The following is a 9,354-nucleotide window of genomic DNA, read 5'->3' on the forward strand; positions in this document are numbered from 1 at the left end:
TGTACGCCCGTTTTAAGGTTTGATAAGGCTTTTCGCCTCTTCAGGGGGTGTCTTTTCTCCTTATTTTGCGCTATCTTTGCCCCGTTATTAAATTGGATGTATGAACTCTAAAAGAGATACCGCAGTGAACGAAGATATTGTCCTTACTCCAATGATGAAACAGTTTCTTGATTTGAAGGCAAAACATCCTGATGCCGTTATGCTGTTTCGTTGCGGAGACTTCTATGAAACCTATTCTACCGATGCCGTGGTGGCTGCCGAAATCTTAGGCATTACCCTGACCAAACGTGCCAACGGCAAGGGGAAGACCATCGAAATGGCTGGATTCCCCCATCATGCGCTCGACACCTATCTGCCCAAACTGGTACGGGCAGGGAAGCGGGTGGCGATTTGCGACCAGCTGGAAGACCCGAAACTGACAAAGAAGCTGGTGAAACGGGGCATCACGGAGCTGGTGACACCTGGCGTATCCATCAACGACAACATACTGAACTACAAGGAGAACAACTTCCTGGCCGCCGTCCATTTCGGCAAGGGCTCTTGCGGCGTGGCCTTTCTGGACATATCCACGGGCGAGTTTCTGACTGCCGAAGGGCCTTTCGACCATGTGGACAAGCTGCTGAACAATTTCGCCCCGAAAGAGGTGCTCTTCGAGCGCGGCAAACGCCTGATGTTCGAAGGAAACTTCGGAAACAAGTTCTTCACCTTCGAACTGGACGATTGGGTGTTTACCGAAACCTCCGCCCGCGAGAAGCTGTTGAAGCACTTTGAGGTGAAGAACCTGAAAGGCTTCGGCGTAGAGCACCTCAAGAACGGCATCATCGCTTCGGGAGCCATCCTGCAATACCTCATCATGACGCAGCATACCCAAATAGGCCACATCACCTCGCTGGCACGCATCGAAGAGGACAAATACGTCCGCCTCGACAAGTTCACCGTGCGCAGCCTGGAGCTGATGGGAAGCATGAACGATGGCGGCAGCAGCCTGCTCAATGTGATAGACAAGACCATCAGCCCGATGGGCGCCCGCCTGCTGAAGCGCTGGCTGGTATTCCCGCTGAAGGACGTGCAGCCCGTCAACAGCCGCCTGGATGTGGTGGAGTACTTCTTCCGCCATCCCGATTTCAAAGAGCTGATAGAGGAGCAGCTGCACCTGATAGGCGACCTGGAACGCATCATCTCCAAGGTGGCGGTGGGACGCGTCTCCCCGCGCGAGGTGGTCGCCCTGAAAGTGGCTTTGCAGGCCATCGAGCCCATCAAGGCCGCCTGCACGGAGGCCGACAACGCCAGCCTCAACCGCATCGGCGAACAACTGAACATCTGCCGCTCCATCCGCGACCGCATCGATAAAGACATCAACAACGACCCGCCCCTGCTCGTCAACAAGGGAGGCGTCATCAAAGAGGGGGTCAGCGACGAGCTTGACGAGCTACGACGCATCGCCTACTCAGGCAAGGACTATCTTCTGCAGATACAGCAGCGCGAAAGCGAACTGACCGAAATCCCCAGCCTGAAGATTGGATACAACAACGTCTTCGGCTACTACATCGAGGTGCGGAACACGCACAAGGACAAGGTGCCACCCGAATGGATACGCAAGCAGACCCTGGCAAACGCCGAACGCTACATCACCCAGGAACTGAAAGAGTACGAAGAGAAGATTCTCGGCGCCGAAGACAAGATTCTGGTACTGGAAACACGGCTTTACACCGAACTGGTGCAGGCCTTGAGCGAGTTTATACCCGCCATTCAGATGAACGCCAACCAGATAGCCCGTCTGGACTGTCTGCTCTCCTTTGCCACGGTGGCATGCGAGAACAACTACATACGCCCCATCATCGCCGACGACCCCGTGCTGGAGATTCGGCAGGGACGCCACCCCGTCATCGAGAAACAACTTCCGATAGGCGAGAAATACATTGCCAACGACGTGATGCTGGACAACGACACGCAGCAGATTATCATCATCACGGGGCCCAACATGGCAGGTAAGTCGGCCCTGCTGAGGCAGACCGCACTGATTACCCTCCTGGCACAAATAGGCAGCTTCGTGCCTGCCGAAAGTGCGCACATCGGCCTGGTGGACAAGATATTCACCCGTGTAGGAGCCAGCGACAACATCTCCGTCGGCGAGTCCACCTTCATGGTGGAGATGAACGAGGCGGCGGACATCCTGAACAACCTCTCACCCCGCAGTCTGGTGCTCTTCGACGAACTGGGACGAGGCACCTCCACCTACGACGGCATCTCCATTGCCTGGGCCATCGTGGAGCACATCCACGAGCATCGCAAGGCCAAGGCACGCACCCTCTTCGCCACCCACTACCACGAGCTGAACGAGATGGAGAAGAGCTTCAAGCGCATCAAGAACTACAACGTGTCTGTAAAGGAGGTTGATGGCAAGGTCATCTTCCTGCGCAAGCTGGAGCGCGGCGGCAGCGAGCACTCCTTCGGTATCCACGTGGCGAAGCTGGCCGGCATGCCGAAGAGCATCGTGAAGCGTGCCGACGAAATCCTCCACCAACTGGAAGTGGAGAACCGGCAGACAGGAACGGTGAGCGGGAAGAACATCGCCGAAGGCACGACCCCGGCAGGCGGCATGCAACTCAGCTTCTTCCAACTCGACGACCCCGTGCTTTGTCAGATACGCGACGAGATACTGAACCTCGACGTGAACAACCTCACGCCGCTGGAGGCGCTGAACAAGCTGAACGACATCAAGAGGATAGTGAAAGGAAAATAACCCGAGAAGATGGATGACTGACAACAAAGAACAGATAGAACCATGAAAAACAGAAACATTGCCCTGTGCGCCTTTGCCTTATGCTGCATGCAAGGCTACGCCGGAACAGAAACATTTGCCTTGGCGAACGACAACACACATGTAGAGAACCCTGCCTTGACCGCTGCTGCCTACAAAAGCAACCGTCCGAAGCATCGCCTCTTTACCTCGAAAGCCGTGGAGGCGGAGATAGCCCGTGTGAAGCAGTTGCTCACCAACCCCAAACTGGCATGGATGTTCGAGAACTGCTTCCCTAATACGCTAGACACCACCGTACATTTCCGCATGCGCGACGGAAAGCCCGACACGTTTGTCTATACCGGCGACATCCATGCCATGTGGCTGCGCGATTCGGGGGCGCAGGTGTGGCCATACGTGCAGCTTGCCAACGAAGACCCCGAACTGAAGAAGATGCTCGAAGGCGTCATCCGCCGCCAGTTTCTCTGCATCAATATAGACCCATACGCCAACGCCTTCAACGACGGCCCGACGGGCGGCGAATGGATGTCCGACTTCACCGACATGAAGCCCGAACTGCACGAGCGCAAGTGGGAAATCGACTCCCTCTGCTATCCGCTCCGCCTGGCCTATCACTATTGGAAGGTGACCGGCGACAGCAGCATCTTCGACGGCGAGTGGGTGAAGGCGATAACCGCCATCCTGAAGACCTTCAAGGAACAGCAGCGCAAGGAGGGGGTAGGCCCTTACCATTTCCTGCGCAAGACAGACCGTGCGCTCGATACCTTGAACAACGGTGGTCTGGGGGCTCCCGTCAATCCCGTTGGGCTGATTGTCTCTGCTTTCCGCCCTTCGGACGATGCCACTACGCTCCAGTACCTGGTTCCTTCCAACTTCTTCGCCGTCTCCTCCTTGCGGAAAGCCGCCGAGATTCTGACAGAGGTGAACAAGGAGACAGCCCTTGCCAAAGAGTGCACCGAACTGGCCGCTGAGGTGGAGACAGCCTTGAAGCGATATGCCACCTACAACCATCCCAAGTTCGGCACCATCTATGCCTTCGAGGTGGACGGATTCGGCAACCACCTGCTGATGGACGATGCCAACGTTCCCAGCCTCCTTGCCATGGCCTATCTGGGCGATGTGGACGTGGACGACCCCATCTATCAGAACACGCGCCGCTTTGTGTGGAGCGACAGCAACCCCTACTTCTTCAAAGGAACGGCAGGCGAAGGCATCGGCGGCCCGCACATCGGTTACGACATGGTGTGGCCCATGAGCATCATGATGAAAGCCTTCACCAGCCGGGATGATGAAGAAATCAAGACCTGCATCCGGATGCTGATGGATACCGATGCCGATACGGGATTCATGCACGAGTCTTTCCATAAAGACGATGCCGCACGCTTCACCCGTGCCTGGTTTGCCTGGCAGAACACCCTGTTCGGCGAACTGATTCTGAAGCTGGTGAACGAAGGAAAGGTAGAGTTGCTGAACAGCTTGCAGTAACCTCATCGGCCGACCGACGGCCAGTTTTGTTTGCGGAACCCCCATGCCGACATGCCCATGATGCCGGAAAACATGCGTGAGAAGTGTTGAGAGGCATGAACTCCCAAACGATAAGCTATCTGGTTTATCTTCATGTCGCTATTGATAAGCAGATAGCAGGCTCTCTTTTTAGCTGCATGTAATACTTCAGAGGTGCATGTCCTGTCTCCTTGACAAACTTCCGATAGAAATAGGAGGCGGAATAGCCGCAAAAGGCGGTGAGGTCGTTCATGGTCAGATTGCCCTCCACGTTTTCGTTCATATATTGAATGACTCGTTTCATCACATTCTCCGCATACTCTTTGGGGCGGAATGTTTGAACCTGGACATCCCGGATGCAGAAGATGGCAAGCAAATGACCAAGGCACAGACTGGCATGGTGGAGGTTTGAAAGTGCCATGCCTTCGTTCAGTGTTATATAGATTTCTTCAAAGAGGCTGAAACATTTTTCTTTCCGGAAGCAAGGCAGGCTGTTTGCGTCGGTAGGCTTATCAAATCCTTTGGCAAGAACTAGTGCCTTGCTTCCTTTAAAATGCAGCCAATGTATGCTCCAAGGATTCCGCGCATCAGACTGATAACTGTGTGGGATGCCTTGGGGCAAGATGTGATGAACTGCCTTTCTTTCAGTAGCTCCTTTTTCCCATACAGCTCTATTTTCCCTGTATCTTCAGTGCAATAAATCAGAATATATTCATTGCATCCTTCCGGCCTTTCAATGTGATGGTGGGCAGCCTTGGGAAAATAACCCAAAGCATATACATACAAGTCACCGGTCAGCGGACTGTCTTCCATCAGGCTGAGCTGCGGATGGGGCACATATAAAAAGCATTCCTGCCCACATCTTGGCGATGGGCAACCTCAACTCTGTGGGTATCTTCAAGCAGGCCGGCGTCGAGACAGAGTCTTCACGGTGACAAAAGAGTTGCTGGAGCGGACCAAATCCTATCCCAACTTTATCCTTTCCACCGGCTGCGACATTCCGTCTCACATCCCTTACGAGAACATCGAGGCTTTCTATCGTGCGGTGGCATTGTTCCTCCCATAGAAACACATAAAGTAGATACCGATGAGGATGAACGGCACGCTGAGCCATTGCCCCATGTTCAGCGTCATGCCGTTTTCAAAGTCCACCTGGTTCTCTTTCAGGAACTCGATGAAGAAGCGGAACACGAAGATTTCCGTCAGGCAGAGCCCGAAGTAGAAGCCGCGGTGGTAGGTGCGGGCACGCTTGTAGAGCCAGACCATGCCGATGAAGAAGAGGAAGTAGGCGATGGCCTCATAGAGTTGTGCCGGATGGCGGGGAAGCATGTCCACACGCTCGAAGACGAACGCCCAGGGCACGTCGGCGGGCTTGCCGATGATTTCGGAGTTCATCAGGTTGGCCAGGCGGATGCAGCAGGCGGTGATGGGGGTGGCCACGGCTATCATGTCCAGCACGTCCATGTAGTGCATCCGGGTCTTGCGGCAGTAGAGCCAGAGGGCGATAATCAGTCCTAAAGTGCCTCCGTGGCTGGCCAGTCCGGTGTAGCCCGTCATTTTCCATCCTTCGGCGGTCTGTTTGAAGGGAAGTATCATTTCCACAAAATGGTCTTTGTAGTAAGCCCAATCGTAGAAGATGCAGTGTCCCAACCTTGCTCCGATCAGGATGCCGAAGAAGCAGTAGAAGAAGAGCGGTTCGAACTTGTCGTCGCCTATCCTGCGGTCGCGGTATTGGCGGCGCACAATGAAGTAGGCGAGGGCGAGGCCGACAATCCAGAGCAGCCCGTAGTAGCGCAGGGCAAAAACCCCGAAATCGATGATGACAGGGTCCGGATTCCAGTGGATGGAGAGTAGTGGTAGCATATTCATTAAAGTTATGTTTCTTGTCCGGGGGACAAAGGTAGGAAATAATCTTGATTATTTCCTGGTTTGACAGACGCAAGTGTCTGTCGTCTCAAACACTTGTGTCTGTCATGTTGAACACTTGTGTCTGTCATGTTGAACACAAGTGTCTGTCAAGTCTTGATAATCAGATTATTCGGAAGCGTTCAAGGCATGGAGCGCTTTGAACTTCTCCGCCACCTTTCGGTATGTGGGAATCTCGATACCCTGTTCCTCCGCTGCGGCAATCAGGTCGAAAAGCAAGCCCTGCACTTCGCTTTCGTGTCCTCTTGCCAGGTCTTTCTGCATGGAGGCGGTGCTTTCGGGTGCCAGCTTATCGACTACTTTCAGGTTGTATTCCACCAGGTCTTCCCGGAAGTCGATGCCCAACTTCTTGCCTAAGGTGGCGCTTTCGCGCGACAGTCCGGTGAAGGTGTCACGCACCTCGCCCGGCTTCTGCACTTCGCCCATAGGCACGTCGTAGTAGGCTCCGGTGACCGCCATGGCGGAGATGAACGACCATTTGACGAAGGTGTCGCGGTTGATGTCGTCGGAGATTTCGGCCTTGATGCCGCTCTCCTGCAGGTCGTGCTGCACGGCCTCCAATGTTTCACGGGAAACAATCGTGTCGCGATGCGCTCCATAGACCAGACGGAATATCTTTCCCATCTGTGTGATTTCTCCCTTGCCCGACAGGAAGCCCACGATGTAGATGCAGCCGTCGAGCACCGTCACGCCGGGAACCAGCCGCTGGATGCGCGGCCCGGTGCCATAGACGTTCAGGATGGGGATGACCACCGTATCGGCATGTGCGGCACGCTTGATAAGCTCCGTGATGGAGCTCACCGAATAGCCTTTGACGCAGACGAAGATGACGTCTGCCTTGCCCTGAAACTCTTCGGCAGTGCAGGCGGGCAGGTGCAGCGTGTGTTCGCCTTTCAGGTCGGAGTGCAGTTGCAGTCCGTGTTGGCGCAGGGCGGCGAGGTGTTCGCCGCGGGCGATGCAGGTCACGTCTTTTCCGGCCAGTGCCAGGAAGGCGGCGATGCTTCCGCCTACGCCGCCGGTGCCTGCGATGAGGTATTTCAGCTTATTGTTTGCCATTTTGTAGTGATGTGTTTTTACACATTGAATCTGAAGTGCATGATGTCCCCATCCTGCACCACATACTCCTTGCCTTCCACGCCCAGCTTTCCTGCCTCGCGCACGGCGGCTTCGCTGCCATACTTGATATAGTCTTCATACTTGATGACTTCCGCGCGGATGAATCCCTTCTCGAAGTCCGTGTGGATGACACCGGCACATTGCGGAGCCTTCCATCCCTTCTGATAGGTCCACGCCTTGACTTCCATTTCGCCGGCAGTGATGAAGGTCTCCAGGTTCAGCAGCTGGTAGGCCGACTTGATGAGGCGGCTTACGCCCGATTCTTCCAATCCCACCTCTTCGAGGAACATCTGGCGGTCTTCGTAGGTCTCCAGTTCGGCGATGTCGGCTTCTGTCTTGGCGGCGACAATCAGGATTTCGGCATTCTCCTCTTTCACGGCCTCACGCACCATATCGACGTACTTGTTGCCCTTCACGGCGCTTGCCTCATCTACGTTGCAGACGTACATCACGGGTTTGGAGGTTAGCAGAAAGAGGTCGCGGGCAATCTTCTGCTCGTCCTTGCTTTCGAACCGTACGGTACGTGCCGATTTGCCCTGCTCCAGTGCCTCTTTGTATCGCACCAGTACATCGTATGTCTGCTTGGCGGCCTTGTCGCCTCCCGTCTGTGCCTGTTTCTGCACTTTCTGGATGCGGCTTTCCACGGTTTCCAGGTCCTTCAGCTGAAGTTCATAGTCGATGATTTCCTTGTCGCGTACGGGGTTCACGCTGCCGTCCACATGCGTCACATTCTCATCGTCGAAGCAGCGGAGCACGTGGATGATGGCATCCGTCTCGCGGATGTTGGCAAGGAACTTGTTGCCAAGTCCTTCGCCTTTGCTGGCACCTTTCACCAATCCTGCGATATCTACAATTTCCACGGTGGTGGGAACGATGCGTCCGGGATGTACCAGTTCGGCAAGTTTGGCCAGCCTTTCATCGGGTACGGTGATGACACCTACGTTCGGTTCTATAGTACAGAAAGGGAAGTTTGCCGCTTGCGCTTTTGCGTTGGACAAGCAATTGAAAAGTGTCGATTTACCTACGTTCGGTAGCCCGACAATACCACATTGTAAAGCCATTTTATTCGATTGTTTAGAGTTATCTGTTCGATTCATGCGGCGTGATTATCGCCTTTCGCCGCTTTTCGGCTGCAAAGATAGGCATTTTATCCTTGTCTGCATATCGGAGAATCAATAAATCCGTATCAATCAGAGGCCGGAGGGGGATTGTCGGGGAGTTTGTTAGAGTGATGAGCCTTTATAGACACTCGACCATTCGGTAGGGAGCAGTTTTCCGTTGAGCGTCACGGTGTTGGAACTGAAGTTCGGACTGACGGTGACCGATACCCTGTTCGAGCCTTTGTATAGTTGCAGGCGGACGGAGGCGGATATGCCGGTGCCCATGACGCTCATGTTGAACGTGACGTTTCCTTTTTTATCCATCTTTGTCAGGATGTTGGAGGCTCTTCCTTCTACGGTGACGCCGCCTACGCCGTTAGGTCCGCCGCCATTGAAAGGCGCTACTTGCACAACGGCCTTTTCGTCCGACAGGGAGATGAAGTTTGTCATCGAAGAGACGAAGGCTGTTTGTCCCCGTTTGAAGACCAGCTGGTCGGCTTCAACGACAAAATCCAGGTTTTCCAGTGCACGGAGGGCTTTGGCGTAGTAGATGGAGTCTTGTATGGCTTGCGCCTGTTTTTGCTGTTCACGGGTGGCCTTCCTTTCCGTGCGTCTCTGCATGGCTTTCAGTTCGCCGCTTGTGTAGATTCTTCTCTCGTTTTGCGCTCCTGCCGTAAGGGTGGCGAGCAGCAAGGCCATTAAAATTACGATTTGTTTCATAATTGTTGTTGTTTAGGTTGAATAATATGGTTGTTCTGATATATAAATCACTTCTGCTTGAGGGGATGCCGGAATGTCGAATGGCATGCGGATGGCACACTTCCGCCTCTTTTACTGTATTAACAACGATGCGCGCCATATTGTTTTGTCCGATTGTTCCAATAGAAGCGGGAGGAGGCTGTGATGGGAGAGACGAAAAGCCTTATCAAACCTTAAAGCGGGCGCATG

The 9,354-nt window shown here is 54.2% G+C and carries 10 protein-coding genes; 4 read left to right on the forward strand and 6 right to left on the reverse strand.

What is annotated here, in order from left to right; genetic code table 11:
* The first annotated feature begins 124 nt into the window (after positions 1–124).
* The gene (mutS, locus tag K2G43_RS00175) at positions 125–2,743 is read left to right on the forward strand and encodes a DNA mismatch repair protein MutS (RefSeq protein WP_300152558.1); all 2,619 of its coding nucleotides are present in this window, start codon (positions 125–127) and stop codon (positions 2,741–2,743) included.
* A gap of 42 nt (positions 2,744–2,785) precedes the next feature.
* Entirely contained in the window at positions 2,786–4,246 is a 1,461-nt protein-coding gene (locus tag K2G43_RS00180) for a glycoside hydrolase family 125 protein (RefSeq protein ID WP_300152543.1), read from the forward strand.
* A gap of 2 nt (positions 4,247–4,248) precedes the next feature.
* Here K2G43_RS00180 and K2G43_RS00185 read toward each other — a convergent pair whose 3' ends face one another.
* A complete protein-coding gene (locus K2G43_RS00185) occupies positions 4,249–4,380 on the reverse strand; it encodes a hypothetical protein (RefSeq protein WP_300152545.1) in 132 nt (43 codons plus the stop codon).
* A complete protein-coding gene (locus K2G43_RS00190) occupies positions 4,377–4,886 on the reverse strand; it encodes an AraC family transcriptional regulator (RefSeq protein ID WP_300152547.1) in 510 nt (169 codons plus the stop codon). The genes K2G43_RS00185 and K2G43_RS00190 overlap by 4 nt, the downstream gene beginning before the upstream one ends.
* Positions 4,887–5,195: 309 nt before the next feature.
* Here K2G43_RS00190 and K2G43_RS00195 point away from each other — a divergent pair, with 309 nt between their 5' ends.
* Positions 5,196–5,330, forward strand: coding sequence for a uroporphyrinogen decarboxylase family protein (locus K2G43_RS00195; RefSeq protein WP_300152549.1), 135 nt, complete (start codon positions 5,196–5,198; stop codon positions 5,328–5,330).
* Here K2G43_RS00195 and lgt read toward each other — a convergent pair.
* The 4 genes from lgt to K2G43_RS00215 all read right to left on the reverse strand — a co-directional run bounded on the left by lgt (position 5,300) and on the right by K2G43_RS00215 (position 9,126).
* Positions 5,300–6,127: a prolipoprotein diacylglyceryl transferase gene (lgt, locus tag K2G43_RS00200; protein ID WP_300152551.1), complete on the reverse strand. Its 828-nt coding sequence runs from the start codon at positions 6,125–6,127 to the stop codon at positions 5,300–5,302. The genes K2G43_RS00195 and lgt overlap by 31 nt on opposite strands.
* Positions 6,128–6,298: 171 nt before the next feature.
* On the reverse strand, positions 6,299–7,246 hold the full coding sequence (locus K2G43_RS00205) for a ketopantoate reductase family protein (RefSeq protein ID WP_300152553.1): 948 nt from the start codon (positions 7,244–7,246) through the stop codon (positions 6,299–6,301).
* Positions 7,247–7,263: 17 nt separating this feature from the next.
* The gene (ychF, locus tag K2G43_RS00210; RefSeq protein ID WP_297641975.1) at positions 7,264–8,367 is read right to left on the reverse strand and encodes a redox-regulated ATPase YchF; all 1,104 of its coding nucleotides are present in this window, start codon (positions 8,365–8,367) and stop codon (positions 7,264–7,266) included.
* 162 nt (positions 8,368–8,529) lie between these two features.
* A complete protein-coding gene (locus K2G43_RS00215; RefSeq protein WP_297641973.1) occupies positions 8,530–9,126 on the reverse strand; it encodes a DUF4251 domain-containing protein in 597 nt (198 codons plus the stop codon).
* Positions 9,127–9,152: 26 nt separating this feature from the next.
* Here K2G43_RS00215 and K2G43_RS00220 point away from each other — a divergent pair.
* A partial coding sequence (locus tag K2G43_RS00220; protein WP_300152556.1) for a hypothetical protein occupies positions 9,153–9,354 on the forward strand: 202 nt, incomplete at its 3' end.

It is taken from the genome of Bacteroides sp. (genome assembly GCF_029057325.1).
Classification (GTDB): domain Bacteria; phylum Bacteroidota; class Bacteroidia; order Bacteroidales; family Bacteroidaceae; genus Bacteroides.

Bases quoted from the DNA above. Each gene is read 5' to 3' on its own strand.
- K2G43_RS00185 (WP_300152545.1), bottom strand. From the start codon at position 4,380: ATGAAGATAAACCAGATAGCTTATCGTTTGGGAGTTCATGCCTCTCAA.
- K2G43_RS00180 (WP_300152543.1), top strand. From the start codon at position 2,786: ATGAAAAACAGAAACATTGCCCTGTGCGCCTTTGCCTTATGCTGCATG.
- lgt (WP_300152551.1), bottom strand. From the start codon at position 6,127: ATGCTACCACTACTCTCCATCCACTGGAATCCGGACCCTGTCATCATC.
- K2G43_RS00205 (WP_300152553.1), bottom strand. From the start codon at position 7,246: ATGGCAAACAATAAGCTGAAATACCTCATCGCAGGCACCGGCGGCGTA.
- ychF (WP_297641975.1), bottom strand. From the start codon at position 8,367: ATGGCTTTACAATGTGGTATTGTCGGGCTACCGAACGTAGGTAAATCG.
- K2G43_RS00215 (WP_297641973.1), bottom strand. From the start codon at position 9,126: ATGAAACAAATCGTAATTTTAATGGCCTTGCTGCTCGCCACCCTTACG.